Source organism: Streptomyces sp. RKAG337, from assembly GCF_023701715.1.
Taxonomy (GTDB): Bacteria; Actinomycetota; Actinomycetes; order Streptomycetales; family Streptomycetaceae; genus Actinacidiphila.
Window position 1 is genome coordinate 1900294 of the sequence record NZ_JAJOZA010000001.1, and the last position, 26633, is coordinate 1926926.

Consider the following 26633-nt stretch of genomic DNA (forward strand, 5'->3'; position numbering starts at 1 on the left):
TCCCGCGGCGCGGCTCCCCGGGAGCCGCTTCCGGAGTCCCTACTTCAGGACGAGCGAGGACCATGTCTTGACCCACTGGTCACGGTTCTTGGCGATCTCGTCGGGCGCCACGGTCGGCGGGGTGTCGATCTTCACGCCGTACTTGGTGAACTCGGCGGGCAGCGCCGCGTCCTGGCGGGCCGGGTTCACGAACATCTGCAGCGGCATGTCCTGCTGGAACGTCTTGCTCAGCAGGAAGTCCAGCAGCGCCTTGCCGCCCGCGTCGTTCTTGCCGCCCTTGAGCAGCCCGGCGAACTCGATCTGCCGGAAGCACGTACCGGTCGCGACGCCGGTCGGCCCCTGCGCCGGCTGCGGCTTGACACCCAGCACCTCGGCGGGCGGGCTGGAGGCGTACGAGACGACGAGCGGCTTGTCGCCCTTGCCCTTGCCGCCGGCCGAGCCGGAGAAGCGGTCGTTGTACGCCTGCTCCCAGCCGTCGACGACCTCGACGCCGTTGGCCTTGAGCTTCTTCCAGTAGTCCTGCCACCCTCCCCCAGAGGCTCCGCCCTGGGAGGTGCCCCCATCGCCGTACTTCGCGATCGTGCCGAGCTGGAAGGCCAGGCCCGGCGAGGACGTCGCGGAGTTCTCGGTGACCAGCAGGTTCTTGTACTCCGGCTTGATCAGGTCGTCGAAGGTCGCCGGAACGGCCAGTTTGTGCGCGTCGAAGTACTTGCGGTCGTAGTTGACGCAGACGTCGCCGGAGTCGATCGGGGTGACCCGGTGCTTGTCCTTGTCGAGCTGCAGCGCCGCCGGGACCTGGTCCAGGCCCTTGGCCTCGTACGGCGTGAACAGGTCGTTGTCGAGGGCCCGCGACAGCAGCGTGTTGTCGACGCCGAAGAAGACATCGCCCTGCGGGTGCCCCTTCGACAGGATCGCCTGGTTCACGGCCGCGCCCGCGTCACCTCCGGCCAGCACCTTGACGGTGTAGCCGGTCTCCTTGGTGAACTCCTTCAGCACCGCCGGCGAGGCGGCGAAGGAGTCATGGCTGACGAGGGTGACGGTCTTCGACGGCGTCGCCGTCTTCGAGCCGTCGGCCTTGTCGCCGGAGCCGCCACAGGCGGCCAGCGCCGTGGCGCCGAGTGCGGTGGCCACGACCGCTGTCGCGGCGCGCCGAAGGTTGGTGTTCATGAGCGGTTGACTCCCTACGCCGGCATTACCCGGATCAGGTCCGAGGGTCTGCGGCCGCACCGGCTTCGCCGGTGGCCGCACTCTCAGCGCTGGTGCGCTCCCCTGTCGGAAATGTTCATTTGTACGAATCTACGAGCCACGATAGCAGCGGGCCCGCCGACACCCGGCAGGCGTCTCAGCCTTCGGAGGCCGCCAGCTGCCCGCACGCTCCATCGATCTCGCTGCCCCGCGTGTCACGGACGGTCACCGGCACCCCGTGCGACTCCAGCATCCGCACGAACGCCCGCTCGTCCTCCGGCCGCGAGGCCGTCCACTTGGAACCCGGGGTGGGGTTGAGCGGGATGAGGTTCACATGCACGCGCTTGCCCTTGAGCAGCCGCCCGAGCAGGTCCGCCCGCCACGCCTGGTCGTTGATGTCCTTGATCAGCGCGTACTCGATGGAGATCCGGCGGCCGGACACCTCCGCGTAGTGCCACGCGGCGTCCAGCACCTCGCGCACCTTCCAGCGGGTGTTGACCGGCACCAGGGTGTCGCGCAGCTCGTCGTCCGGCGCGTGCAGCGACACCGCGAGCCGGCACTTGAAGCCCTCGTCGGCGAACCGCAGCATCGCCGGCACCAGCCCGACCGTCGACACGGTGATCCCGCGCTGCGACAGTCCGAGCCCGTCCGGCTCCGGGTCCGTCAGCCGGCGGATCGAGCCGATGACACGGTTGTAGTTGGCCAGCGGCTCGCCCATGCCCATGAACACGATGTTGCTCAGCCGGGCCGGCCCACCGGGGATCTCGCCGTCCCGCAGCGACTTCATCCCGGCCACGATCTGGTGCACGATCTCGGCGGTCGACAGATTCCGGTCGAGACCCGCCTGCCCCGTCGCACAGAACGGGCAGTTCATCCCGCACCCGGCCTGCGAACTGATGCACATGGTGACCCGGTCCGGATACCGCATCAGCACCGACTCGACGAGCGTCCCGTCGAACAGCCGCCACAGTGTCTTGCGCGTCGTGTCGTCGTCACAGCTGATGTGCCGCACGACCGACATCATCTCGGGCAGCAGCCCGTCCGCGAGCTTGTCGCGCGACGCCGCCGGAATATCCGTCCAGGCGGCCCGGTCGTCGTCGTACCGCGCGAAGTAGTGCTGCGACAGCTGCTTGGCACGGAACGGCTTCTCGCCCAGCTCGACAACCGCCTCCCGTCGCTCGGCAGGGGTCAGGTCGGCGAGGTGCCGCGGGGGCTTCTTGGCCCCACGCGGCACGGCAAAGGTGAGTTCTCCGGGTACAGGCATGGTGCTACCAGTGTCGCAGACGCGCGGAGGTCAGCCGGTCCCGACGAAGACGACCAGGAGCAGCCAGACCATCGGGGCGGTGGGGAGGAGGGAGTCGAGGCGGTCCATGATGCCGCCGTGACCGGGGAGGAGGGTGCCCATGTCCTTGATGCCGAGGTCGCGCTTGATCATGGATTCGCCGAGGTCGCCGAGGGTGGCGCTGACCGCCGCGACCAGGCCCAGGATCAGGCCCTGCCACCATTTGCCGTCGTCGATCAGGTACTGCATCGACAGGGCGCCGGCCGTCATGGCGAAGGCGATGGCGCCGAAGAGGCCGGCGCGGGTCTTGCCGGGGCTGATGCGCGGGGCGAGGAGGCGGCGGCCGAAGCGCCAGCCGACGGCGTAGGCGCCTGTGTCGCTGATCACGGTGAGCAGCAGGAAGACGAGGACCCGCCAGGGCCCGTCGTCCGCGGCGAGCATCATCGACACGAAGGTGGCGAGGAAGGGCACGTAGAAGGCGGCGAAGATGCCGGCGGTGACGTCCCGCAGGTAGTTCTCCGGCGGCTCGGTCATCCGCCAGACGAGGATGGCGAGCGAGGTGAGGGCCATGGCGATCCAGGCGCCCTCGGCGCCGCGCGCGTAGCCCGCGACGACCATGGCGACCCCGCCGACCGCGAGCGGTACGAGCGGGATGCGGATGGACTTCTTCTCCGCGAGCCGGGAGGTGAGCTCCCACAGGCCGACGACGACGGCGAGCGCCACCACACCGACGAAGGCGGCCTTGACGATGAACAGCGAGGCGACGATGACCGCGCCCATGCCGACGCCGACCCCTATCGCGGCCCGCAGGTTGCGACCTGCGGACTTCTTCACGGGCGGGACGGGTTCCGGTGACGGCTCAGGCGGCATACGACGAGTCTGCGCTGCGTCGAGCGCATCCTGCGCGAAACCCGCCGAGCCGTCGCCCGGTCCCCCGCCGGCGTTTCCCAGTGGCCGGAGCGCGGCGTGGCACTCCAGGAGGAGTCGTTCACTGAGTTTCGCCTCGCGTTGTTGTTCCGGACCAGGCGTCCGGCCTGGTGTTCTGGCGGGGGGTGCGGGGGTCACCCCCCGGGAGAACGAACGGTCGTACCGCCGTGTGGCAGCGGTCCGTCAGACCTCGAGCAGCTCGGCTTCCTTGTGCTTGAGCAGCTCGTCGATCTGGGCCGTGTACTTGCTCGTCGTGTCGTCGAGCTCCTTCTCGGCGCGACGCACGTCGTCCTCACCGGACTCGCCGTCCTTGACCAGCTTGTCCAGGGTCTCCTTGGCCTTGCGGCGGATCGCGCGGATCGAGATCTTCGCGTCCTCCGACTTGCTGCGGGCGACCTTGATGTAGTCCTTGCGGCGCTCCTCGGTCAGCTGCGGGAACACCACCCGGATGATGCGGCCGTCGTTGCTCGGGTTGACGCCGAGGTCCGAGTTGCGGATCGCCTCTTCGATGTTGCGCAGCGCGCTGACGTCGAACGGGGAGACCACGGCCATCCGGGGCTCGGGCACCGAGAAGGAGGCGAGCTGGTTGATGGGCGTGATGGCGCCGTAGTACTCGGCCACGATCTTATTGAACATCGCGGGGTGCGCACGGCCGGTGCGGATCGCGGCGAAGTCGTCCTTCGCGACGATGACGGCCTTCTCCATCTTCTCCTCGGCCTCGAGGAGGGTCTCTTCAATCACCATGTGCTCCTGGTTTTCAGAAGGCAGAGCCTGGCCCCTGCGCGCGTCTTTCCTGCACGGTGTCCGACCGGCAGCCTGTTGTCCATCCCCGGGTGCGGGCGGTTAGCCCCGCGTGCCCTGGTCGTTGACGAGCGTGCCGATCTTCTCACCCTTTACGGCTCGCGAGATGTTTCCCTCGGCGAGCAGCTCGAAGACGAGGATCGGCAGCTTGTTGTCACGGCACAGGGTGATCGCGGTGGCGTCGGCGACCTTGAGGTCCCGCGAGATGACCTCGCTGTACTCCAAGGCGTCGTACTTGACCGCGTCCGGGTTGTGCTTGGGGTCGGAGTCGTAGACCCCGTCGACCCCGTTCTTGCCCATGAGCAGCGCCTGGGCGTCGATCTCCAGGGCGCGCTGGGCGGCGGTGGTGTCGGTGGAGAAGTACGGCATGCCCATGCCGGCGCCGAAGATGACGACGCGGCCCTTCTCCAGGTGCCGCACCGCGCGCAGCGGGATGTACGGCTCGGCGACCTGGCCCATCGTGATGGCGGTCTGCACGCGGGTCTCGATGCCTTCCTTCTCCAGGAAGTCCTGGAGGGCGAGGCAGTTCATGACGGTGCCGAGCATGCCCATGTAGTCCGAGCGGGCCCGGTCCATGCCGCGCTGCTGGAGCTCCGCGCCACGGAAGAAGTTGCCGCCGCCGATGACGATGGCGATCTCGTAGCCCTCTTGGACGACGGCTGCGATCTCGCGGGCGATCGCGTGGACGACGTCCGGGTCGACGCCCAGTCCGCCGCCTCCGGCGAAGGCCTCGCCGGACAGCTTCAGCAGGTACCGGCTCCGCGGAACCCCGGTGCCGGACGTGGTGCCGGTTCCGGAGTCGCTGGCCTTGTCGGCGGCCTTGTCGGCGCCCTCATCCATGGAGATCTCCTCATGCGCGTACGAAGAAGGCCATTGCCGTGGGTCCACGTGGGTTCCCTCTACGGCAATGGCCTCCTCGTCACTACTGCGGTCGGCCGGCGGGCGGCCGACCGCGTCCGACCCTAGCGGGGTCGTCGGTCATTCGCTGGCTGGCTCAGACACCGACGCGGAAGCGCGCGAAACGCTTCAGCGTGACACCGGCCTCGTCCAGAACCTTCTGGACGGTCTTCTTGCTGTCCTTCGCGAAGGACTGCTCGAGAACGGAGTTCTCCTTGACGTAGCCCGTCACACGGCCCTCGACGATACGGGCGAGCGCGGCCTCCGGCTTGCCCTCCTCGCGCGCGGTGGCCTCGGCCACGCGGCGCTCGTTCTCGAGCACCTCGGCGGGGATGTCCTCGCGGGACAGGAAGAGCGGCGAGAACGCGGCGATGTGCTGCGCGACGTCCTTCGCGACCTCGGCGTTCTCCTTGTCCAGCTCGACCAGCACGCCGACCTGCGGGGGCAGGTCCGGGCTGGTGCGGTGCAGGTAGGAGGCGACGTAGCCGTCGGTGAACTGCGCGAAGCGGCTCAGCACGATCTTCTCGCCGAGGGTGGCGTTGGCCTCGTCGACGAACGCCTGGACGGTCTGGCCGTCCTTGATCTCGGAGGCGAGCAGCGCCTCGACGTCGGCGGGCTTGCTGGCGGCGACGTGCGCGGCCAGCGCGTCGGCGACGGTGACGAACTTGTCACCCTTCGCGACGAAGTCGGTCTCGCAGTTGAGCTCGAGGAGTACGCCCTCGGAAGCGCCCTCGGCGATCAGGGAGACGACGGCACCGTTGGAGGCCGAACGGCCTTCGCGCTTGGTGACGCCCTTCTGGCCCTTGACACGGAGGATCTCGACGGCCTTGTCCAGGTCGCCTTCGGCCTCTACGAGAGCGTTCTTGCAGTCCATCATGCCGGCGGCGGTCAGCTCGCGGAGCTTCTTGACGTCAGCGGCGGTGTAGTTCGCCATGGTCGTTGCGTCTCTTCCCGATGAGAGTCGGTTGATCTACGGCTGGACGGCGGGGGCCGGAGCCCCCGCCGTCGTCACACGTACTGGAAGGCGGAGCCTCAGGCCTTGTCAGCCTCAGCGTCGGCGGCCGGGGCCTCGACGGTCTCGGCGGCGTCGGCCACCGGGGCCTCGGCGTCGGCGACGGCCTCGACGACGGTCTCGGCGGCGGCGTCGGCGACGGCCTCGGTCTCAGCACCGGTCTCGACCGGAGCCTCGGTCTCGTCCTTGGCCTTCTCGCCCTCGAGGAGCTCGCGCTCCCACTCGGCGAGCGGCTCGGCGGCGCCTTCGGCCTTCTTGTCACCGGTGGCGGCACCGGAGCGGGCGATGAGGCCCTCGGCGACGGCGTCGGCGATCACACGGGTGAGCAGGGTGACGGAGCGGATCGCGTCGTCGTTGCCCGGGATCTTGTAGTCGACCTCGTCGGGGTCGCAGTTGGTGTCGAGGATCGCGACGACCGGGATGCGCAGCTTGCGCGCCTCACCGACGGCGATGTGCTCCTTCTTGGTGTCCACGATCCAGACGGCGCTGGGCACCTTCTGCATCTCGCGGATACCACCGAGGGTCTTCTCGAGCTTGTCCTTCTCGCGGGAGAGGACCAGGAGCTCCTTCTTGGTGAGGCCGGAGGCGGCCACATCCGTGAAGTCGATCTCCTCGAGCTCCTTCAGGCGCTGCAGGCGCTTGTAGACGGTCGAGAAGTTCGTGAGCATGCCGCCGAGCCACCGCTGGTTGACGTAGGGCATGCCGACGCGCGAGGCCTGCTCGGCGATGGCTTCCTGCGCCTGCTTCTTGGTGCCGATGAACATGATGGAGCCGCCGTGGGCGACGGTCTCGCGGACGAACTCGTAGGCGCGGTCGATGTACGACAGCGACTGGAGCAGGTCGATGATGTAGATGCCGTTGCGCTCCGTGAAGATGAAACGCTTCATCTTCGGGTTCCAACGACGGGTCTGGTGACCGAAGTGGACGCCGCTTTCCAGCAGCTCCCGCATCGTGACGACGGCCATGGCCGCGCTCCTTGAGGACTCGGTTATCGCGGCGGCCGGACGGCCGTCGCGCCTGACGCCCCGACGCGCCGTGCCACGAGGGACCGAGGGGCGCGGCCACCCTTCACGAGGAAGTCGGTGGCGGGGCGTGCGAAGTCGACCCGGTGACCCGGATCGCCAGAGAAAGTGTACGTGACCGGCGGAGTGCGGAACGACAGCTTCTTCGGCCACCGGGTTATCCACAGGCCGCATTCATGATCGTCTTTCGGGACCGGAATACGGGACCGTCGGAGCATGGTCGCTTCCCCGGTTCTTCCCCTCGTTCTGCCCCTGTGGTTCTCCCTCCTCGCCGCGCTGGCCTTCGCCGTACCGCTGCCGGTCGCGGGCTACCGCGGGCCCGCGGGGGCGCCTTCGAACGCGGCGTCCGGGGTGCCTTCGCCCGGGGTGCCTTCACCTGGAGTGCCTTCACCCGGCCCCCGGAGCTGGCCGGTCGGCGGCGGCGCGGGTGGGGCTGGAGGTGGGGCCGGGGATGGGGCTGGAGGTGGGGCTGGGAGTGGGACGACGGGTGGGACGTCGGGTGGGCGGCCGGTGGTGGAGCGTGGTTTTGAGCCACCCGCGACTCCGTGGGGCCGCGGGCACCGAGGAGTGGATCTCCGGGCCGGACCGGGCACTCCGGTGCGGTCGGCCGCGCCGGGGAGGGTGTCCTTCGCCGGCCGGGTGGCCGGTGTCGATGTGGTCTCGGTCCTGCTGCCGGACGGGCTGCGCACCACCTATGAACCGGTACGGGCCCAGGTCGCGGTGGGTGACGAGGTGGCCGCGGGCGAGGTGGTGGGGGTGCTGGAGCGCGGGCCGTGGCACTGCCCCGCGGGCTGTCTGCACTGGGGGCTGCTGCGCGGGGACGTCTACCTCGACCCGCTGACCCTGCTGCCCGACTGGATGAAGCACGGCGGCCGGTCCCGGCTGCTGCCGGTGTTCGGCGTTCCCGAGCCGGCGGCCGGAACTGGAACTACGGCTGTTCGACGAGCGGGGCCGGGTCCGAATCCAATACCGGGTCCGGGGCCGAATCCGATACCGGGTCCGGGGCTGGGGTCGAAGCCGATACCGGGGTCGAGTCCAGGTCCGGGTCCGGGGCCGCGGTGGTGGCCGGGCTCTGCACTCCGCGCAGGGCCATGGCCACCGCGGCGTCGACGATCCGCTCCGGGACCTCGGCGGCGCCCAGCTCGATCCGGCGCACCGCGGCGTCCACGACGCCCTGCAGCAGCATGGCCGTCAGCCGCGGCTCCTCGTGCCCGAGGTCGGCCAGCGCCTCGACCACCATGGCGACCAGGCCGCCGTGCGCCGCGCGGATCTTCTCGCGGGCCCCGGCGTCCAGCTCGCCCGCCGAGATCGCCACCACGGCCCGGTGCCGGCGGTCGCCGACCAGGGTGAGCTGACTGCGCACATAGGCCTCGATCTTGGCGGCGGCGCCGTCGGCGGCCTCCATCGCAGCCTCGACCTCGGCGGCCCACACCGGGAAGTCGAACGAGCACAGTTCCTCGACGACGGCCGCCCGGGAGCGGAAGTACTCATAGACGGACGACCGCGCGAGGCCGGTGCGTTCGGCCAGGGCGGGGAAGGTCAGCGCCTCCGTGCCGCCCTCGGTCAGGAGGGATCGGGCGGCGTCCAGCAGGGCGTCGCGCTGCATCGTCCGGTGCTCGGCCACCGAGGCCGCTCGAATCCTGGGCACCCGTCCACTGTAGGCGGTGACCGGCGTCAGCGGCCGACGTCCGCCAGCTTCGCGCGCAACTGCAGCACCGATTTGGTGTGGATCTGGCTGACCCGGCTCTCGGTGACACCGAGCACCTGGCCGATCTCGGCGAGCGTGAGCCCCTCGTAGTAGTAGAGCGTCACCACGGTCTTCTCGCGCTCCGGGAGGGTGTTCACCGCGCGGGCCAGCAGCCGGCGCAACTCGCGGTCCTCCGCGACCTCGACCGGGTTGTCGGCGCCGGTGTCCTCCAGGGTGTCGACCAGGCTGAGCCGGTCGCCGCTGTCACCGCCGACGTGCAGCAGTTCCTCCAGCGCCACCACGTTGGCCAGCGACAGGGCGCTGAACACACCGTGCAGTTCCTCCAGGCCGACGCCCATCTCGGCGGCGACCTCGGACTCGCTGGGGGTGCGCCGGAGCGAGGCCTCCAGGGTGGCGTAGGCGCGCTCCACCGCGCGCGCCTTCTGCCGTACGGAGCGCGGGATCCAGTCCAGCGCCCGCAGCTCGTCGATCATGGCGCCGCGGATCCGGGTGATCGCGTACGTCTCGAACTTGATCGCCCGTTCCGGGTCGAACTTCTCGATGGCGTCGATGAGCCCGAAGACCCCCGAGGACACGAAGTCCGCCTGCTCGACGTTGGCCGGCAGGCCGACGCTGACCCGTCCCGCCACGTACTTCACCAGCGGTGAGTAGTGCAGGATGAGCTGCTCCCGGAGCTTCGCGTCCGCCGTGGACTTGTAGGTCCGCCACAGCGCGTCGAGCGAGGTGGGGGCGGCGGGACGGGGGGCACTGCGCGCGGCGGTGGCCGCCGTGGCCCGGTCCGGCCCGGGGGTGTGCTGGGGCATGCGTCGTCTTGTGCCGTTCTGCCGAGACGTGGGCTGAAAATGGGGTCAATGGGAGCGTAGCGTGACCATAGTGTCGCTTATTGCTACGACTTCCGTGTGGGGCATGCGCAGATACGTTCCGCTGAGGGGTTCGGGGCTGCGAGTCCACCGCGAGTCTCCCGCGAGGGAATGTTGAGCAATCATGCATTCCCCACGCCGACTCCAAACCTCTTCACCCGATTGCCCCAGGTCAACCACCTTCCCCCGAGGTGCTCCGTGTTGACCGGGTCACTCTGCCCGGGGAACCGTCCCGTCCTGGGTGAATCGGGTCAACTTCCATCGTTCGCCGTCCCGTTCCACGAAGCCGAGTGCCTGCAATTCGTAGAGGCGTCCGAGCGTGTCGTCCTTTCCGGTGGCCGAGGCGCGGGCGATCTGCTCGACGCCGGCGCCGCCTTGGGCGGGCAGCGCCTCCAGCACCCGCGTGGCGGCGGCCTCCAGCAGATCCCTGGGCAGTACCGGACCGCGTCGCTCGGGCGCCAGGTCCCCGCCGATCCGGCCGACCATCTCGACGACCTCCGCCGCGTCGGTGACCAGCGCCGCCTCATTGCGCAGCAGTTCATGCACACCGGCCGACAGGCCCGAGGTGCACGGGCCCGGCACGCCCATCGTCAGCCGCCCCAGTTCCCGGGCGCACCGCGCGGTGATCAGCGAGCCGCTGCGGTGCTGTGCCTCGACCACCACGGTGCCGCGCGTGAGGGCGGCGATGACGCGGTTGCGGAGCACGAACCTGCTGCGGGTCGGATGGGAGCCCGGTGGCAACTCGCCGATGACGAGGCCCTGTTCCGCGATCCGGGAGATCAAGTCGGCGTGCCCCGGCGGATAGGGCACGTCCGCTCCGCAGGCCAGCACCGCGATGGTCGCCCCGGCCGCCGACAGCGCGCCCCGGTGGGCCGCGCCGTCCACGCCGTACGCCGCGCCCGAGACCACCACCCAGCCGGCTTCGGCCAGCCCCGCGCCCAGCCGGGCCGCCATATGGGCGCCGTAGTCGGTACAGGCCCGGGCGCCCACCACGGCGACCGACCGCAGGGCCCACATCCGCAGCTTCGGCCGCCCCCGCACCCACAGGCCGTAGGGCCGTGCGGCGCCGAGATCGTCCAGCTGCGCGGGCCAGTCGGCGTCGCCCGGGCAGACGAAGCGCCCGCCGAGCGCCGCCACCGCGGCCAGATCCGCGGCGGGGTCCAGCGCTCCGGCGCGTATCCGGTAGCCGGCCATCCGCCGCTCGCTCGCCCCCGGCAGCGGCGCACCGGCCAGGATCCCCCGCACCACGTCCCGTGGATCGCGCTCCCGCAGCCATCCGCCGACGGTCTCGTCACCGGGATCGGCGATCCGGGTCAGCGCGGCGCGGGCGAGCCGCTCCTCCTCACCGACGTCCATCAGCCACCGCCCACGACGGCCGGTACACCGCGGGCGATGCCGGTGCGCAGTTGCAGGGCCTCCGCCATCTCCTGCGGACCGGGCCGTTCGACCCCGGCGAGATCGGCGATCGTCCAGGCCACTCGCAGGACGCGGTCCAGGCCCCGGGCGGTGAGCAGGCCGCGCTCCATGTCTCTTTCGGCCTCCCGCAGTCCGGTCGGGCCCACCTGCCAGCGGGTGCGCAGCTCATGGCCGGGCACCTCGCTGTTGGTCCGCCACGGGGTCTCCGCGTACCGGACCGCCGACCGTTCCCTCGCCAGCCGCACCCGGTCCGCGACCCGCGCGCTGGGCTCGGCGCCCGAGGCGCCCTCGATCAGTTCCGTACGGGTCACCGCCTCGACCTGGACGCGGAGGTCCACCCGGTCCAGGAGCGGCCCGGACAGTCTCGCCTGGTACCGGCGGACCGCGGCCGATGAGCAGTCGCACCCCAGCCCCAGCAGCGAATGCCGTCCGCACGGACAGGGGTTCGCGGCGAGGACGAGCAGGAAGCGCGCGGGCAGCCGCATCACTCCCGCGGAACGGGCCACCACGACATGCCCGGACTCCAGGGGCTGGCGCATCGCGTCAAGCACCCGGCCGCTGAACTCCGGTGCCTCGTCCAGGAAGAGCACACCGCGATGGGCCAGGGAGACCGCGCCCGGCCTGGGCAGACCGCTGCCGCCACCGATGATGGAGGGCATGGTCGCCGAGTGGTGCGGGGAGCAGTACGGCGGGGTGTCGATCAGCGGTTTGCCGGGAGGGAGGATCCCGGCGACCGAGTGCACCGCGGTGACCTCCAGGGACTCCTGTGCGGTGAGCCGCGGCAGCAGCCCGGCCAGCCGCTCGGCCAGCATCGTCTTTCCGGCGCCCGGCGGGCCCTTCAAGTACAGGTGATGGCCGCCGGCCGCGGAGATCTCCAGGGCGCGCCGGGCGGTGTGCTGGCCCGCGACGTCCGCGAGGTCGGGGAGCACCTCCCGGTCGGAGACTCCGGTGCCCATGCCGGCCCCGGGCACCGCGAGCCCGGCGAGCAGCGGGTCGGGGCGCCCCTCGTCCCGGTCCTCCTCCTCTTCCGGGACCGTCTCGTCGTTGAGGATCGCGACGAGCTGGCGCAGGGTGCGGATGCCGAGCACCGAGACTCCCGGGACGAGCGAGGCCTCGGCCGCGGTGCGTTCCGGAACGACGACGTGCCGGTACCCGGCGTCGGCCGCGGCCAGGACGGCGGGCAGCACACCGCGGACCGGCCGCACCCGGCCGTCGAGGCCCAGCTCGCCGATCATCATCAGATCGGCGATGGCCCGGGGCGCGATCCGTTCGTTGGCGGCGAGGACCGCGCACGCGACCCCGAGGTCGAAGCCGCTGCCGCTCTTGGGGACCGAGGCGGGGCTGAGCCCCACGGTGAGCTTCTTCTGCGGCCAGGTCTCGCCGCTGTTCACGATCGCCGCGCGGACGCGGTCGCGGCTCTCGCTCAGGCTCTTGTCGGGCAGTCCGACGAGGGTGAAGGCGGCGAGCCCCGGTTCGAGGTCGGCCTGGACCTCGACGACCACGCCCTCCACCCCGACCAGGGCCACCGAGCAGGTGCGGGCGAAGCCCATCAGGCCACCCCCCGGACATGCTCGACCCGGGCCGCGCCGCGGCCGGGCAGGACGACCCCGACCAGGTCGATCCGCACCCCGCCGGAGGGCGGGCCGCCGTGCTCGCTGAGCCAGTACTCGGCGAGCAGCCGCAGCCGCTCCGCCTTGCGCGGGGTGACGGCGGCCATGGGGTGCTCGTAGTCACCGCCGGTGCGGGTCTTGACCTCGCACATCACCAGCGCGTCGCCCTCGGACGCGACGATGTCCACCTCGCCGCCGCGGCACCGCCAGTTCCGTTCCAGCACTCTCAGGCCGGCCGTGGCCAGCCAGCGGGCCGCCAGTTCCTCGCCATACCTGCCACGGGCTGCTCGTGCGTTCACGCACACCACCTCCGCCACTCACTGTGACGGAGGTGGTGCACTAGAGATGATCTTGAACTCAGCTGTGGATAACCCGGTCGGAGAGGCCGGTCGGCGGGCCGTCATCCCCACCCGGGGTCAGCTGTTGAAGCCCGCTTCGTCGGACGCCAGATCGAGATCGGCCTTGTTCAGCTCTTCGATGTTCACGTCCTTGAATGTGAGGACCCTGACCTGCTTCACGAAGCGGGCCGGCCGGTACATGTCCCACACCCAGGCGTCAGCCATGGACACCTCGAAGAAAACCTCACCCTGAACCGAGTGCACCTGCATCTCGTAATCGTTGGTGAGGTAGAAACGCCGCTCGGTCTCGATCACATATTTGAACAACCCGACGACATCGCGGTACTCCCGGTAGAGCTTCAGCTCCATCTCGGTCTCGTACTTCTCGAGGTCCTCGGCGCTCATCGCATGTTCCCCTTCAGCCGTACGTCCCCCCATTGTGCGTCAGTCACGCTCCGTCCCCAGCGGGATCGGGAATTGTGGGGGTCCTTCGTCGAGCAGCGTACGCAGCAGCCCGGCGAGCCTGATCGGGTACACCGTCTCACGAGAGGACAGAAGTTCCTCGCAGGTCCACCACCGGAGCCCGGCGACGCTGCGCCGCTCCAGTTCGGTGTGCCCACCGGTGTCGAAGTCCGTGGTCCTGGTGCGTGCCAGGTAGTACCACTCGTCCTGCTCCCACTGGCGCCCGTCGAACGCGAACGAACACGTCCGCTCCCACAGCACCGGCCCCAGTTCCACCGAGGTCATCCCGGTCTCCTCGGCCAGTTCCCGGCGGGCCGCCGCGTCCAGGCTCTCGCCCTCCTCGACCCCGCCGCCCGGGGTGAACCACCAGGTCGTCGAAGGGTCGGCCGGTTCGAAGCCGTGCAGCAGCAGGATGCGGTCCGCTGGATCCAGCAGGACGACCCGGGCCGCGCGGCGCCTGATCACCGGCGGCGGCGCAGTCTGCGGGCGATCGGTCCGTACGCGGCGCCGCCGAGGATCAGCACCGCTCCGGCGAACACCGCGACGGTGATCCAGCGCAGTGGTCCCGGCTGGGAGACCCCGCCGGGCAGCGCGGTGAAGTTCTTGGCCCGGTCCACCATGCCGAGCCGCCCGAGCGGCCACGCCACGGCGTCCACCCGGGCCCGGACCGCGCCGCGCGGCACCGTACCGGTCTCGCCGCCGGTCATGTGCACACGGGAGTCCAGCGACTCGGCCCGGTTGTCGCCGAGGAGGAAGAGCTGCCCCTTGGGAACCGTGGTCTTGAAGGGCGTGATCGACGCCGGTCCCTCGTGCAGCAGATAGCTCTCCTCGACCGGCTTGCCGTTGACGAGCATCCGGCCCTGCTGGTCGCAGCAGGTGATGACGTCACCGTCCACCCCGACGACACGCTTGACCAGCGTCGCGCTGCCCCACAGCTGATCCTGGAAGACCACGATGTCGCCGCGCCGGACCTCCGACCCGTCGACCCGCTGCGCCAGGATCCGGTCCCCCGGCTCCACGGTCGGCTGCATGGACTGGCTCGGCACGGTGTAGGGCCGGTAGGTCACCGCTCCCCAGGCGAAGCCGCCCAGGAACAGCACACACCCCATGGCTACGGCCAGCCCGGACAGTACGTGTCCGAGCCGGCCGTCTTCCCTACGTATCGCACTGCTGCTCGTGGAACTGCTGCTCATGGATCCGCACCCTACCCGGCGGTACCCGCCGAGGTCAGCAGTCCCCGGCAGGCATTTGCGGCCGGTCAGCTCCCGGAGCCCCCGGCGGCATCCTTGCCCTTACGGGTCAGCCGGCGCCGGCGCATCAGCACCAGCGGAACCGCGCCCACCAGCCCCGCGGTGGCCGGCAGCGCGGCACCCGCGGCGTTGATCCCCGGCTGCTCGAAGGTGTCGGGGATGGGCAGCATGCCCCAGCGGGTGACGGGCCAGGCCTTCACGAAGGCACGGCCGACCACGTCGTCGAGCGGGACGTACCCGTTGCCCGGCTGGTCCATGTGGTACCGGGAGTCCAGCGAGTTCTGGCGGTGGTCGCCCATCACCCAGATGTGGTCCTTGGGCACCGTCACCTTGAACGGCTTGTCCATCGTGCACGGAGTGTTGTCCGGGTAGACGTACGGCTCGACGAGCGCCTTGCCGTTCACCTTCAGCGGACCGGTGCCGTTGCATTCGACGGTGTCCCCGCCCACGCCGATGACCCGCTTGATCAGGTCCTTCTCCTGCGCGGAGGGCATCAGACCGATGAAGCTGAGGGCCGACTGCAGCCCCCGCGACACCGCGTTGCCGCTGGGCGGCGGGTTCTCGGGCAGCCAGCCGCCCGGGTCGTGGAAGACGACGACCTCGCCGCGGTCGGGCTCGGAGCCGAACCACGGGGTCAGCTTGTCCACCAGGACCCGGTCGCCCTCCTGCAGGGTGTTCTGCATCGAGTCCGACGGGATGGAGAACGCCTGCACCATGAATGTCTTGATCAGCAGCGCCAGTACCAGCGCGATGGCGATGAGCAGGGGCAGTTCCTTCCAGAACGACCGCTGCTTGCGCTCCGGCTTACGGCGCCGGCCCGCCGCCCCGCCGTCCTCGCCGCCGGCCGCACCGGGTTCCGGCGCGGGTTCGTGCCCGGACTCGTTCTCGTGCCCCGCATCGGGGGCCGAGCCGCCGTCCGCCGTCTTCTGGACAGAGCCCGCCGGGATGTCCCCGTCTTCGGGCTCGCCGGATCCGGATCGTGCGCCGACCACCAGGTCCCCCACGTTCACTCCTCATTCCGCGCTGCCGCCTGCGCCATGACTGACGCAGGCCCACCACTCCGATAACGAGCGGGAGTTCCGCAGGAGTCGGGAGGGGGTTCGTTCCTTGCTCATTGTTGGCCGTGCCCACCTTAGTCGGCGGTTCCAGTGCACTTGCGCCGGTCGACCGCGCGTCGGGCACCGAGGCATAAGTCCCCGGCTCCTCCAGTTTGCGCCAATGACCCAGCGGCCACGCGATGACGAACGCCCGGCCCACCACCAGATCCAGCGGCACCGTCCCCTGACCAGCCTGGTCCATGTGGAAACGGGAGTCGGCCGAGTTGGAGCGGTGGTCCCCCATCACCCACACCCGCCCCATGGGCACCTTCACACTGAACTGCGACTGCGAGGGGATGTCACCCGGATTGATGTACGGCTCGATCAACGGTGTGCCGTTGACGGTGATCCGGCCGTCCTTGTCGCAGCACTTCACGGTGTCACCGCCGACCGCGACCACCCGCTTGATCAGATCCTGTTCGCCCGAGGCCGGCAGCAGCCCGATGAAGGTGAAGAACTCCTTCACCTGCTTGACCACCACCGGATCCGGCTTGGGCTTGGGCTCGTTCGCCAACCAGCCGCCCGGGTCCTTGAAGACCACGACATCGCCGCGCTGCGGCGTGCTGCCGAACCACGGAGTCAACTTGTCGACCAGCACCCGGTCGCTGATCCTGATGGTCTGCTCCATCGAACCGGACGGGATGACGAAGGCCTGCAGCAGGAACGTCTTGAGCACCAGGGCGATCAGCAGCGCGACGACGAGCAGCAGCGGCACCTCCCGCGCCGCCGACCGGCGCCGCTTGCGCTTGACCCTGCGGGCCAGCTTGCGCCGTTCCGCCCGGGTGGGGCCGCCGCGCGGCACGGAGCCGTAGCCGAAGCCGTCACCATCGCCGCCATCGCCGTTGCCGGAGCCGCCATCGCCGTTGGCGGAATCGCGCCCCGGGCCCGTCCCGGCGTCCGAGCCGGCATGCGTACCCGCGCGGGCGGGCCGGACCGCGCCCGGCCGGTGGTGCCCGTACCGCGGCCTGCCGCGGTTACCCACGGCCCCGGCCCGGTTCGGGTATGGCGGCGAAGACGGCCGGACGGTCCAGGGAGCGCATCCGCCCGATCGGCCAGCCGATCCAGTCGGCCCGCCCGATCACCTCGTCCAGCGGGACGGTGCCGCCGCCGGGCTCGCCGAGATGATCCCGGGAATCCCGGGAGTCGCCACGGTGGTCACCCATCACCCACAGCCTCCCTGCCGGCACTTGGATGTCGAACGGTACCTGGGAGGGTGTATCGCCCGGATACAGATAGCCCTCGTCCAGCGGATGGCCGTTCACCATGAGCCGGCCCAGCGGATCGCAACAGGTGACCCGGTCCCCGCCGATACCGATCACCCGCTTCACATAGTCGGTCCCGCCGGTCCGGAGGAACGATCCGTCACCGTCGAAGACGACGATGTCGCCCCGCTCCGGCTCCCGGCCGAAACGGTACGCCAGCTTGTTCACCAGCACCCGGTCCCCGATCTGCAGCGTTCCCTCCATCGACCCGCTCGGAACGAGGAACGGCTGCACCAGGAAGGCGTTCGCCAGGAAGAGGGCGGCCACGCAGGCGACGGCGGGCAGCGCCGTACGCCACCAGCGGGCCACGGACCACCACGGGGGCACGGACGACGGGGACACAGCGAAGCGCGACCGCCGCTTCCCCTGCTGTCCAGCGGGGGAAGAGCGATCGCGCTCCGGGAGTTCTGCGTCCGTGTCCATCGAGCGGAGAGCCTATACGGCCCCGCGATGGGCTCAGTTGTCGCGCTTCTCCTTGATCTTCGCGGCCTTGCCGCGCAGCTCACGGAGGTAGTACAGCTTGGCGCGACGGACGTCACCGCGGGTCACGATCTCGATCTTCTCGAAGATCGGGCTGTGCACCGGGAAGGTACGCTCGACGCCGACGCTGAAGCTGACCTTGCGGACCGTGAAGGTCTCGCGGACGCCGGCGCCCTGGCGGCGGACGACTACGCCCTTGAACTGCTGCACACGCGAGCGGGTGCCTTCGATGACACGCACGTGGACGTTGATGGTGTCACCGGGGCGGAACGCCGGGACGTCGTCACGCTTGGACGCGTTGTCGACGGAGTCGAGAATATGCATGAAGATCTTCTGCTTCCTTCGCCCATGCCACAGGTCATCGGCGGAACTGTCGTGATGATGATTCGGAATGCCGCTCCGTCGGGCGAACGTCGGTCCCCCTGTGGCAGGGGCGCCGCCGGACGTACAGCAGGCGGCTATTCTTCCACGGCGGAGGCCGAGCGCCCAAATCGGCCGTCCGGCATCTCTTCCCAGCCCAGCTCCGCCAGGAGTTTTCGGTCCAGCTTGTCGAGTGCGGCCGGGTCGCAGCGCTCGATCAGGTCCGGCCGGTTGGCGGTGGTGCGGCGGAACGCCTCGTCGCGACGGAAGCGGGCGACCTTGCCGTGGTGGCCGCTCAGCAGCACCTCGGGCACCTCGCGCTCCCGCCACACCGGGGGCTTCGTGTAGACCGGCCCCTCCAGGAGGTCGGCCATCGCGCCGGGCGCGAAGGAGTCGTCGCGGTGCGACTCGGCGTTGCCGAGCACGCCGGGCAGCAGCCGGGCCACCGCCTCGACGATCACCAGGACCGGGGCCTCACCGCCGGCGAGCACGTAGTCGCCGATGGAGACCTCACGGACGTCGAAACGGTCGCCGTACTCCTCGATGACGCGGCGGTCGATGCCCTCGTAGCGGGCGGGCGTGAAGACCAGCCAGGGCCGCTCGGACAGTTCGACCGCCAGTTCCTGGGTGAACGGCAGACCGCTGGGCGTCGGGACGACCAGCACCGGCCGCTGCTCCGCGGCTTCCGCGGTCACCGCGTCCAGCGCCTCGCCCCACGGTTCCGGCTTCATCACCATGCCGGGGCCGCCGCCGAACGGACTGTCGTCCACGGTGTTGTGCCGGTCGTGGGTCCAGTCGCGCAGGTTGTGGATCCGCACATCGAGCTGCCCGCGGGCCCGCGCCTTGCCGACCAGCGACACGTTCAGCGGTTCCAGGTACTCAGGGAAGATCGTGATGACGTCGATGCGCATCAGGCGGTGCCGTCAGCGCCGTCAACGCCGTCGTCGGAGGGGGTGCGGGTGCTGGCGATCTCGGCCTCGGCCTCGTTGAGCAGGCCGGGCGGCGGGTCGATCACCGCGCGCTGGTTCTCCAGGTCGATCTCCGGGACGATCTCGCTGACGAACGGGATCATCACCTCGGTGCCGTCCGGGCGCTCGACGATCAACAGGTCCTGGCCCGGCAGGTGCGAGATCTCCAGGATGCGGCCGACCTCCGTGCCGTCCACCGTCACCACGTCGAGGTCCACCAGCTGGTGGTCGTAGAACTCCTCGGGGTCCTCGGGCAGCTCCGCCGGGTCCACCTCGGCGATCAGCAGGACGTTGCGCAGCGCCTCGGCGCCGGTGCGGTCCCGGACGCCCTCGAAGCGCAGCAGCAGGCGGCCGCTGTGCACCTTGCCGGACTCGATGGTCAGCGGGCCGGCGGTGGCCGGGTCCGTGGCCAGTACCGCGCCCGGTCCGAGCCGCACCTCCGGCTCGTCGGTGCGCACCTCGACGGTGACCTCGCCCTTGATGCCGTGGGCGCGCCCGATCCGGCCGACTACCAGCTGCACTCTGCTTGCCCTTCGCTAAGAATCTGCCACTGCGAATCTGTCACTGCGAATCAGTCACTGCGAATCTGTTCGCCGGGAAGGCCGGGGATCCGTCCCGGAACACGACAACGGGCCGGGGCCGGCAATCGCCGCCCCCGGCCCGTGCCGGTACTGCATTGGTCTCAGCGGACCTGATCCACGTCGACGAGGTCGACACGGATGCCACGGCCACCGAGGGCGCCCACGACAGTACGCAAAGCGCGTGCGGTGCGGCCGTTGCGGCCGATCACCTTGCCGAGGTCGTCCGGGTGTACCCGGACTTCGAGGACGCTCCCGCGGCGCAGGGTCTTCGCAGACACCTGCACATCATCGGGATTGTCGACGATGCCTCTCACGAGGTGCTCGAGAGCCTCCTCGAGCATGCTCAGGCCTCGGTGGACTCGGCCGGGGCCTCAACAGCGGCCTCGACAGCGTCATCGGCCTTCTTCTCGGCCTTCTCCGCCTTCTTGGCCTTCGGGGTGATGGCCTCACCCTTGGGCTCGTTGCCGGCGTCCTTGGCAGCGGCCTCGAAGAGGATCCGCTTGTCGGCCTTCGGCTCGGCGACGAGCATCGGAGCCGGGGCCGGCAGGCCCTTGAACTTCTGCCAGTCGCCGGTGACCTTGAGGATGGCCATCACGGGCTCGGTCGGCTGTGCGCCGACACCCAGCCAGTACTGGACACGCTCGGTGTCGACCTCGATGCGCGACGGGTTCTGCACCGGGTGGTACAGGCCGATCTCCTCGATGGCCCGGCCGTCACGGCGGGTACGGGAGTCGGCGATGACGATGCGGTAGTGAGGCGAACGGATCTTGCCCAGACGCTTCAGCTTGATCTTGACTGCCACGGGAGTGGGTTCTCCTGGAATTGACGAGGTTGGGCACAGCGGACACCCACGTGGGGTTGTGGGATTCGTGCGCCCAGCGGACGCGTCAGCCGAAGGAGAGAGGGTTCCTGCACGGCTGTCGAGTTCTCAGCTGGCTATTCTGCCACACGGTGACACGCCCGGCTAATCCGAGCGGCCCAGCGGCTTCGGCTCACCTCACCCGACGCCGGCGCCGACGACCTCCGGGATCCGAAACGCCTGTCCGCAGGCACCGCACATGATCGGCGCCTGGGCGAGGACCGACGGTACGACGCGGACGTTGCGCCCGCAGTCGCAGACGGCCTTGACCCGCACTCCCCCACCGGACGAGCCGTGCCGCGCCGCCGGACCACGGAAACTGCGTGCCGTGTCCGCGGTGGTCGCGACGCTGTGTGCCTTCAGGGCCCGGTGCAGCCGGTCCATGGTGGCTCGATAGCGCTTCTTGGTGTCGGGGCGCAGACCGACCAGGGAGAAGCCGCTGCTGGGATGCGGCTCCTCGGCATGGTCGAGGCCCAATTCATCGGCGATCGCCAGAAAACGGCGGTTGTGGTAGCGGCCGGCTCGCGACGTGTCACGGACGCCGCGTGCTGCGGCGACTCCGTGCACGGCCTCGTGGAGCAGCCTTTCGAAGGAGAGCTCGGTCCCGCAGGCGGACGAGGACTCTCCGATAAGGGACTCTGGCGCGGCCAGATCCGGCAGTTCGGGGTGGTGCCGTTGAATGTCGGCCCACGCGACTGCCAGCTCGGCGGCGAGAACTGGTGGTGTCGTGCTCACGCCGTGACAACGAGCCGGGGTGGCCCAGTGTTCCGATTCCGGGCCACCCCAAATAATTTGCACTCATCGGTCAGTTCCGGAGGATGCGTCCGGCGCGGGGCGGGAGCGGAGGATAGTGGAGAATCCGAACACCCGCCCCGAAGTCGGGACGTATCACCGAAAAATTACGACCGTTTCCGGCCAGCTACCTTCGGCTACCGCCGGAGAACCGTCAGCGACCAGCGGTCATGGCCCAGCCCGCGAGCGCCGCACGGAACTCCGTACAGAGCTCAGTACGTGGGATCGGTGCGCAGGACTCAGTACGCGCGGGCTACGACCGCGATCGTGCCCGGGGCGTCGTCGGAGTCCGGCACGGTGCCGTCCTCGGCGATCAGGCAGCGCACCGAGACGCTCTGCTCGGCCAGCTTGGCCTCGCCCTCCGGGCCGAGGTCGGCCCACGGGATGCGGGCCCAGCCGGTGGCGGCGGCCTCGGCCGCCTCCCCGATGGTCGCCACGTCCACGGTGCGCGACTCGCGGCGCTCCAGGCTCTCGCGCAGCAGCTGCGCCTGGTCCTCCTCGAGGATCCTGGGGATCAGGGCCTCCAGCGCGTCGAGCGCCACCGGCTCCTTGCCCCCGGGGATCCGGCGGGCCAGCATCGCGGTGCCGTTCTCCAGGTCGCGCGGGCCGACCTCGACCCGCACCGGAACGCCCTTGAGCTCCCAGTCCACGGCCCGGCGGCCGAACGGGGTGTCGGTGCGGGCGTCCACCTGGACGCGGATCCCGGCCGCCTTGAGGCGGGCGCCGATCTCGTGCACCTTGGCGATGACGGTGTCGTCGCCCTTGATGGCCAGCACGACCACCTGGACCGCGGCGAGCCGCGGCGGGACGCGCAGGCCGTTGTCGTCGCCGTGCGACATGATCAGGCCGCCGACCATGCGGGTCGAGACGCCCCACGAGGTCTGCCAGACGTGCTCCTGCTTGCCCTCGCCCGACAGGTACGAGGTGTTGAACGCCTTCGCGAAGTTCTGGCCCAGCTCATGGCTGGTGCCCATCTGCAGGGCCTTGCCGTCGCCCATCATGCCCTCGAGGGTGAGGGTGTTGATCGCGCCGGCGAAGCGCTCCTTGACGGTCTTACGGCCGAGCACCACATCGATGCCGAGGACGTTCACCATGAAATCGGCGTACACGTCCTGGTGGATCCGCGCGGCGTAGGCACGCGCGTCCTCGTAGGTGGCGTGGGCGGTGTGGCCCTCCTGCCAGAGGAACTCGGTGGTGCGCAGGAAGATGCGCGGACGCATCTCCCAGCGGACGACGTTCGCCCACTGGTTGATCAGCAGGGGCAGGTCCCGGTAGCTCTGCACCCACTTGGAGAAGTACTCGTTGATGATCGTCTCGGAGGTGGGGCGGACGACGATCGGCTCGTCCAGCTCCTTGCCGCCGCCGTGCGTGACGACCGCCAGCTCGGGGGCGAAGCCCTCCACGTGCTCGGCTTCGCGCGTCAGGTACGACTGCGGGATGAAGAGCGGGAAGTAGGCGTTCTGGGCACCCGCGTCCTTGATGCGCGCGTCCATCTCCTGCTGCATCCGCTCCCAGAGGGCGTATCCGTAGGGCCGGATCACCATCGTGCCGCGTACCGGGCCGTTGTCGGCCAGTTCGGCCTTGTTGACCAGGTCCTGGTACCAGCGGGGGAAGTCGACCGCCTGAGGCGTGAGAACGGGGGGCTTTGCCATGCCGCAGATGTTACGGGGCGATGACCGCCGGACGTGAATCGGGCCGCCCTCTGGACGCGAGCCCAAAACCGGAGTTGTCTGGCTTTCGGGGACATGCACAAAGCACCGGGGGGCACACGAGGACGGCGACTCGGCTGATTGGGGCGGCTCCGATGACACCCACGCTCGTTCGCGGATCCAGGACACGCGCCGATACCAGGGCGCGGGACTGGGCCGAGATCCAGGAGCGGATGCTGGTACCGCTCTACGAGGCCGTGTACGACCGGCTCGACGTCGGCCCGGCGACCCGGCTGCTCGGGCTCGGCTGCGGATCCGGCCTCGCACTGCTGATGGCCTCCGCCCGCGGCGCGGCCGTCACCGGCTGCGATCCCGACGAACGCCGGCTCGCGCTCGCCCGTGAGCGGCTGCTCCCCGAACCGCAGTGGGGTGCGCCGGCCCGGCGCAGGGCCCGCGCGGAGTTACGTTGCGGCGGTCCCGTACGCCCGGCGGACCGGGAGGGCACGCCGTTCACCATGGTGACGGCGCTGGATCCGGCGTCGCCCTGCGACGAACTGCGGCCGGACCTGACGGCGGCGGCCCGGCTCACGGAGCGCGGCAGTCCCGTGGTGCTGGCCGGCTGGGGTCCCTCCGAGCGGTGTGCCACCTTCCGCGTGCTGTGTGTCGCGGCGCGGCTGGCGGAGCCGCGCGGGCACACCGTCAGCGGCCGGCTCAGCGGTCGCGACGACCTGGAGGAGCTGGCCCGCGACGCCGGGCTGCGGCCGGACGGCTCCGGCCGGGTGGCCTGCCCCTTCGGCTATCCGGACATGGACAGCGCGGTCCGCGGGCTGCTCTCCACCGGCCTGTTCGACCCGGCGGCGGTGGCCACCGACCAGCCGCAGGTGGAGAAGGAGCTGGCGGAGGCGCTGCATCCGTACCGGCGGGCCGACGGGACGGTCCGGATGGAGAACGTCTTCCGGTACGTGGTCGCCCGCGTCTGACCCGGTACGTGGTCGCCCGCGTCTGACCTCCGTGCCGTACGCCCGCGGACCGTGCCCCCGCGAGGGGCGGGCCCGCGGGCGTCGGCGCGTCCACCGGCCGGCCCCTCGCCCTGCCGGCGCCACCGGCTGCCGCTGACCGCCCCGGACGCCGGGCTTCTGACGGGGCGGCACCCGGTTCAGTTCTTCCGCGACAGCACCCTTGGCACCACTCATGGCACTCCGATGCCACTGCCACTCGCCCCAATTCCGGAGTAAATCGTACGATCAGGTCACAACCGGTACCTTCCTGCCGCCGCACCCCCCGATGGGACGGAGAGGAGCCCGATGACCGATCCGTACCTCCGGGTGCGCGGCGCGCGGGAGCACAATCTGCGCGGGGTCGATGTGGACCTGCCGCGGGACGCGCTGGTCGCCTTCACCGGGGTCTCCGGCTCCGGTAAGTCCTCGCTCGCCTTCGGCACGATCTACGCCGAGGCGCAGCGCCGCTACTTCGAGTCCGTGGCCCCGTACGCGCGGCGGCTGATTCACCAGATCGGCGCACCCAAGGTCGACGAGATCACCGGTCTGCCGCCCGCCATCGCCCTGGAGCAGCGGCGGTCCGCGCCGGGTTCGCGCTCCTCGGTGGGCACGGTCACCACGCTGTCGAACTCGCTGCGCATGCTGTACTCACGCGCCGGCAGCTATCCGCCGGGCGTCACCGAGCGGCTGGACTCCGACGCCTTCTCCCCCAACACCCCGGCGGGCGCCTGCCCGGAGTGCCACGGGCTGGGCACGGTGCACCGGGTCAGCGAGGACTCGCTCGTCCCCGATCCGTCGCTGAGCATCCGCGACGGCGCGGTCGCCGCCTGGCCGGGGGCCTGGCAGGGCAAGAACCTCCGCGACATCCTCGACGCGCTCGGCCACGACATCGACGCGCCCTGGCACCGGCTGCCGAGGGAGGCGCGCGACTGGATCCTGTTCACACCGGAGCAGCCGGTCGTCACCGTCCACCCGGTGCGGGACGCCGACCGCATCCAACGCCCCTACCAGGGCACGTACATGAGCGCCGAGCGCTATGTGCTGCACACCTTCGCCGACTCCCGGAGCGAGGCGCTGCGCAAACGGGTCCGGCGGTTCATGACGAGCGCGCCCTGTCCGGTGTGCGGCGGGCGGCGGCTGCGCCCGGAGTCGCTGGCGGTCACCTTCGCCGGCCGGGACATCGCCGCCCTGGCCGCCCTGCCCCTCATCGAACTGGCGCGGCTGCTGCGGGAGACGCCCCATGAGGCGGGTTCCGTGGCCGGCACGATCGCCGGGGACCTCGTGTCCCGGATCGAGGGGCTCGGCGAGCTGGGCCTGGGCTATCTGAGCATGGACCGGCCGACGCCGACGCTCTCGGCGGGCGAACTGCAGCGGTTGCGGCTCGCCACCCAGCTGCGCTCGGGTCTGTTCGGCGTCGTCTACGTCCTCGACGAGCCGTCGGCCGGGCTGCACCCGGCGGACACCGAGGCGCTGCTGACGGTGCTCGACCGGCTCAGGGCGGCCGGGAACTCGATCTTCGTGGTCGAGCACGACATGGCGGTGGTGGCGCGCGCCGACTGGGTCGTGGATGTCGGCCCGCTGGCGGGCGAGCTCGGCGGCCGGGTGCTGCACAGCGGTCCGGTGGCAGGGCTGGCGTCGGTCGCCGAATCGGCGACCCGCCGGTTCCTGTTCCCCGAGGGGCCGCCGGCCGCCGCACGCGTACCGCGCGAACCGTCCGGCCGGCTGCGGCTGCACGGTGTCACCCGGCACAATCTGCGCGGCCTGGACGCGGTGGTGCCGCTCGGTGTCCTCACGGTGGTGACCGGCGTCTCGGGGTCGGGGAAGTCGACGCTGGTCAGCCAGGTGCTGGCCGATGTCCTGACGGAGCACCTGGGGACGTCCGCCGAGGAGGAGCCGGAGGAGGACGGCGCGGACGAGATCCCGGTGGGCGGGGGAAGCGCCGCCTCGTACGCCACCTCGGTGACGGGGCTCGAGGCCGTCGGCCGGCTGGTGCGGGTCGACCAGCGGCCCATCGGCCGCACACCCCGGTCCAACCTGGCGACGTACACGGGCCTGTTCGACGCCGTGCGCAAGCTCTTCGCGGCCACCGACGAGGCCCGCAGGCGCGGTTACAACGCCGGGCGCTTCTCGTTCAACGTCGCCACCGGCCGCTGCGAGACCTGCCAGGGCGAGGGGTTCATCGCCGTCGAACTCCTCTTCCTGCCCGGCAGTTACGCCCCTTGCCCGACCTGCCACGGCGCCCGCTACCGGCCGGAGACCCTGGAGATCACCTACCGCGGCGCGAGCGTCGCCGACGTCCTGGCGATGACGGTCGACGCGGCCTGCGACTTCCTGGCCGACGTGCCCGCCGCCGCCCGGCCGCTGCGGACCCTGCGACAGGTCGGGCTCGGCTATCTGCGGCTCGGGCAGCCGGCCACCGAGCTGTCCGGCGGCGAGGCCCAGCGGATCAAGCTGGCGGCCGAACTGCAGCGCACGGGCCGCGGGGCGCGCTCGCACACCGTCTATCTGCTGGACGAGCCGACCACCGGGCTGCACCCGGCCGACACCGAACTGCTCATGCGCCGGCTGCACGGGCTCGTCGACGCGGGGAACTCGGTCGTCGTGGTCGAGCACGACATGGATGTGGCGGCCGGCGCCGACTGGATCATCGACATGGGTCCGGGCGGCGGCGACCAGGGCGGGCGGATCGTCGCGGAAGGGGTCCCCGCGCTCGTCGCCCGGTCGCCGCTCAGCGTCACCGCGCACTACCTGGCGCCGAAGATCCCCGGCAATCCGCCGGTCTGACCGTCGACGGCCCACCGGTCGGGGGCCGCCGAC

26 protein-coding genes, 2 pseudogenes and 1 riboswitch are annotated in these 26633 nt (G+C 70.6%); of the genes and pseudogenes, 3 read left to right on the top strand and 25 right to left on the bottom strand.

Translation table 11 applies throughout. The features are described from left to right. Nucleotides 1-39 precede the first annotated feature (39 nt). The 7 genes from LNW73_RS08295 to rpsB form a co-directional block, all read right to left on the bottom strand. Entirely contained in the window at nucleotides 40-1167 is a 1128-nt protein-coding gene (locus LNW73_RS08295) for a thiamine ABC transporter substrate-binding protein (RefSeq protein ID WP_250989503.1), read from the bottom strand. After that, nucleotides 1162-1281: riboswitch (TPP riboswitch) on the bottom strand. It overlaps the preceding gene by 6 nt. Before the next feature lie 61 nt (nucleotides 1282-1342). Continuing rightward, nucleotides 1343-2449: a 23S rRNA (adenine(2503)-C(2))-methyltransferase RlmN gene (rlmN, locus tag LNW73_RS08300; RefSeq protein ID WP_138356734.1), complete on the bottom strand. Its 1107-nt coding sequence runs from the start codon at nucleotides 2447-2449 to the stop codon at nucleotides 1343-1345. Between the two features lie 30 nt (nucleotides 2450-2479). Continuing rightward, the gene (locus LNW73_RS08305; protein WP_250989504.1) at nucleotides 2480-3337 is read right to left on the bottom strand and encodes a phosphatidate cytidylyltransferase; all 858 of its coding nucleotides are present in this window, start codon (nucleotides 3335-3337) and stop codon (nucleotides 2480-2482) included. Nucleotides 3338-3577: 240 nt separating this feature from the next. Then, a complete protein-coding gene (gene frr, locus LNW73_RS08310) occupies nucleotides 3578-4135 on the bottom strand; it encodes a ribosome recycling factor (RefSeq protein WP_250980348.1) in 558 nt (185 codons plus the stop codon). 102 nt (nucleotides 4136-4237) lie between these two features. Continuing rightward, entirely contained in the window at nucleotides 4238-5035 is a 798-nt protein-coding gene (pyrH, locus tag LNW73_RS08315) for a UMP kinase (RefSeq protein WP_250977972.1), read from the bottom strand. A gap of 154 nt (nucleotides 5036-5189) precedes the next feature. Continuing rightward, nucleotides 5190-6026 (bottom strand): translation elongation factor Ts, encoded by an 837-nt coding sequence (gene tsf, locus LNW73_RS08320; RefSeq protein ID WP_250977971.1) that lies wholly within the window; start codon nucleotides 6024-6026, stop codon nucleotides 5190-5192. Between the two features lie 98 nt (nucleotides 6027-6124). Next, complete coding sequence (gene rpsB, locus LNW73_RS08325; RefSeq protein WP_250977970.1) at nucleotides 6125-7069, bottom strand: 30S ribosomal protein S2; 945 nt, start codon at nucleotides 7067-7069, stop codon at nucleotides 6125-6127. Nucleotides 7070-7342: 273 nt separating this feature from the next. Between rpsB and LNW73_RS08330 the strand changes: the two are divergent. After that, nucleotides 7343-7951, top strand: a pseudogene (locus LNW73_RS08330) (M23 family metallopeptidase); the annotation flags it as partial. Between the two features lie 247 nt (nucleotides 7952-8198). Here the strand turns inward: LNW73_RS08330 and LNW73_RS08335 are convergent. From LNW73_RS08335 to proS, 18 genes and pseudogenes are all read right to left on the bottom strand, one after another. Beyond that, a pseudogene (locus LNW73_RS08335) lies at nucleotides 8199-8750 on the bottom strand (TetR/AcrR family transcriptional regulator); the annotation flags it as partial. A gap of 50 nt (nucleotides 8751-8800) precedes the next feature. Continuing rightward, a complete protein-coding gene (whiG, locus tag LNW73_RS08340; RefSeq protein ID WP_250977969.1) occupies nucleotides 8801-9637 on the bottom strand; it encodes an RNA polymerase sigma factor WhiG in 837 nt (278 codons plus the stop codon). Nucleotides 9638-9904: 267 nt separating this feature from the next. Continuing rightward, entirely contained in the window at nucleotides 9905-11050 is a 1146-nt protein-coding gene (dprA, locus tag LNW73_RS08345) for a DNA-processing protein DprA (protein WP_250989505.1), read from the bottom strand. Next, nucleotides 11050-12660, bottom strand: a complete 1611-nt coding sequence (locus LNW73_RS08350; protein WP_250989506.1) for a YifB family Mg chelatase-like AAA ATPase — start codon at nucleotides 12658-12660, stop codon at nucleotides 11050-11052. Before LNW73_RS08350 ends, dprA begins: the two co-directional genes overlap by 1 nt. Beyond that, entirely contained in the window at nucleotides 12660-13019 is a 360-nt protein-coding gene (locus LNW73_RS08355; protein ID WP_250989507.1) for a YraN family protein, read from the bottom strand. The genes LNW73_RS08350 and LNW73_RS08355 overlap by 1 nt, the downstream gene beginning before the upstream one ends. 117 nt (nucleotides 13020-13136) lie before the next feature. After that, nucleotides 13137-13463 carry a DUF2469 domain-containing protein gene (locus LNW73_RS08360; RefSeq protein ID WP_250977965.1) on the bottom strand — a complete coding sequence of 109 codons (327 nt, stop codon included), beginning with the start codon at nucleotides 13461-13463 and terminating at the stop codon, nucleotides 13137-13139. Between the two features lie 39 nt (nucleotides 13464-13502). After that, a complete protein-coding gene (locus tag LNW73_RS08365; RefSeq protein ID WP_250992849.1) occupies nucleotides 13503-13982 on the bottom strand; it encodes an NUDIX hydrolase in 480 nt (159 codons plus the stop codon). Beyond that, entirely contained in the window at nucleotides 13982-14713 is a 732-nt protein-coding gene (gene lepB / locus LNW73_RS08370) for a signal peptidase I (protein ID WP_250989508.1), read from the bottom strand. The genes LNW73_RS08365 and lepB (LNW73_RS08370) overlap by 1 nt, the downstream gene beginning before the upstream one ends. A gap of 65 nt (nucleotides 14714-14778) precedes the next feature. Next, complete coding sequence (gene lepB, locus LNW73_RS08375) at nucleotides 14779-15486, bottom strand: signal peptidase I (RefSeq protein ID WP_308407647.1); 708 nt, start codon at nucleotides 15484-15486, stop codon at nucleotides 14779-14781. An 88-nt stretch (nucleotides 15487-15574) separates the two neighbouring features. Beyond that, on the bottom strand, nucleotides 15575-16849 hold the full coding sequence (gene lepB, locus LNW73_RS08380) for a signal peptidase I (RefSeq protein ID WP_374118055.1): 1275 nt from the start codon (nucleotides 16847-16849) through the stop codon (nucleotides 15575-15577). After that, nucleotides 16842-17552: a signal peptidase I gene (gene lepB / locus LNW73_RS08385; RefSeq protein ID WP_250989509.1), complete on the bottom strand. Its 711-nt coding sequence runs from the start codon at nucleotides 17550-17552 to the stop codon at nucleotides 16842-16844. The genes lepB (LNW73_RS08380) and lepB (LNW73_RS08385) overlap by 8 nt, the downstream gene beginning before the upstream one ends. A 33-nt stretch (nucleotides 17553-17585) precedes the next feature. Beyond that, on the bottom strand, nucleotides 17586-17933 hold the full coding sequence (gene rplS / locus LNW73_RS08390; RefSeq protein ID WP_138356441.1) for a 50S ribosomal protein L19: 348 nt from the start codon (nucleotides 17931-17933) through the stop codon (nucleotides 17586-17588). A 134-nt stretch (nucleotides 17934-18067) separates the two neighbouring features. Further along, nucleotides 18068-18880, bottom strand: a complete 813-nt coding sequence (trmD, locus tag LNW73_RS08395) for a tRNA (guanosine(37)-N1)-methyltransferase TrmD (RefSeq protein ID WP_250989510.1) — start codon at nucleotides 18878-18880, stop codon at nucleotides 18068-18070. Then, on the bottom strand, nucleotides 18880-19458 hold the full coding sequence (gene rimM, locus LNW73_RS08400; protein WP_250977959.1) for a ribosome maturation factor RimM: 579 nt from the start codon (nucleotides 19456-19458) through the stop codon (nucleotides 18880-18882). The genes trmD and rimM overlap by 1 nt, the downstream gene beginning before the upstream one ends. Before the next feature lie 161 nt (nucleotides 19459-19619). Continuing rightward, nucleotides 19620-19859 (bottom strand): RNA-binding protein, encoded by a 240-nt coding sequence (locus LNW73_RS08405; protein ID WP_138356444.1) that lies wholly within the window; start codon nucleotides 19857-19859, stop codon nucleotides 19620-19622. A 2-nt stretch (nucleotides 19860-19861) separates the two neighbouring features. Further along, the gene (rpsP, locus tag LNW73_RS08410; RefSeq protein WP_250977958.1) at nucleotides 19862-20320 is read right to left on the bottom strand and encodes a 30S ribosomal protein S16; all 459 of its coding nucleotides are present in this window, start codon (nucleotides 20318-20320) and stop codon (nucleotides 19862-19864) included. A 195-nt stretch (nucleotides 20321-20515) separates the two neighbouring features. Beyond that, nucleotides 20516-21112, bottom strand: coding sequence for a hypothetical protein (locus LNW73_RS08415; protein WP_250977957.1), 597 nt, complete (start codon nucleotides 21110-21112; stop codon nucleotides 20516-20518). A 296-nt stretch (nucleotides 21113-21408) separates the two neighbouring features. Further along, nucleotides 21409-22821, bottom strand: coding sequence for a proline--tRNA ligase (proS, locus tag LNW73_RS08420; RefSeq protein WP_250977956.1), 1413 nt, complete (start codon nucleotides 22819-22821; stop codon nucleotides 21409-21411). Nucleotides 22822-22973: 152 nt separating this feature from the next. Here proS and LNW73_RS08425 point away from each other — a divergent pair, with 152 nt between their 5' ends. Then, entirely contained in the window at nucleotides 22974-23798 is an 825-nt protein-coding gene (locus LNW73_RS08425) for a methyltransferase domain-containing protein (protein WP_250989511.1), read from the top strand. 324 nt (nucleotides 23799-24122) lie between these two features. After that, nucleotides 24123-26600, top strand: a complete 2478-nt coding sequence (locus LNW73_RS08430) for an excinuclease ABC subunit UvrA (RefSeq protein WP_250989512.1) — start codon at nucleotides 24123-24125, stop codon at nucleotides 26598-26600. The last annotated feature ends 33 nt before the right edge of the window (nucleotides 26601-26633 follow it).